The sequence below is a fragment of the Nocardiopsis halotolerans DSM 44410 genome (assembly GCF_000341065.1).
GTDB lineage: Bacteria > Actinomycetota > Actinomycetes > Streptosporangiales > Streptosporangiaceae > Nocardiopsis > Nocardiopsis halotolerans.
In genome coordinates, this window is sequence record NZ_ANAX01000199.1 from 1 (window position 1) to 849 (window position 849).

General features: G+C 72.6%; 1 pseudogene. It reads right to left on the reverse strand.

From position 1 onward, the window contains the following. Positions 1–637: 637 nt before the first annotated feature. A pseudogene (locus D455_RS30565) lies at positions 638–849 on the reverse strand (helix-hairpin-helix domain-containing protein); the annotation flags it as partial.

Sequence of the window (849 nt, forward strand, 5' to 3'; positions counted from 1 at the left end):
TGCTGGAGGAGCCGTCCGAGACCGCGGGGACATGAGGGGCCGTCCCCGCATGGGGTGAGACGGATGGTTGTCCACAGGGGAGAAGTACCGCTGGTGCGGGGCGTGGCGGGCTGACTAGGCTCGATTTCGGGGGCGTCCGAGCCGCTCGTGAGCGTGTCACGCGCCCCCAAATCCAGTCTGACGGGCCTTCTCACCCGTCACCAAGCCCCCGCCTCCGCCTGTGGACAACCATCCCCGCGTGCGCGGGGAGCACGACCCGGGCCGCGATATCCCGGACGGTTACGTGGGGCCATCCCCGCGTGCGTGGGGCCACGTTGGCGGTCTTCCCCTTGTGGGTACGGGGCAGCGGACCATCCCCACGTGTGTGGGGAGCACCTGAGGGTGCCCCGGATGTCGGTGATCGCGGTGGGATCATCCCCACGTGCGTGGGGAGCGCGACCCCGAGACCTCGGTCGCCAGCCTGTGGGCCGGGCCATCCCCGCGTGCGTGGGGAGCACCAGCGCCCCACCGCCGCTCTCCTCGCCGACGTGGGGCCATCCCCGCGTGCGTGGGGAGCACTGACGTTGTCCGCCATGTCCCTCTCCTAGGGTGGGGCCATCCCCGCGTGTGTGGGGAGCACAGTTCCTGACCTACGGTCCTACCCCTCCCGAAGGACCCTCGCCAGGCGGGTCGTCCGCTCCTTCGCCGCGTTCTCCCGCACGCCCGTCGCCAAGCCGCCACCGGTCGCGTCCACCAGCGACACGTGCCGTGTGGCCCGGGTCAGCGCCGTGTACACCTGCGGACGCGACACCGGCACCTCCGGCGGGAACACCGCCACCACGGCGGGCCACCGGCCCCCGTGCGCGGCGG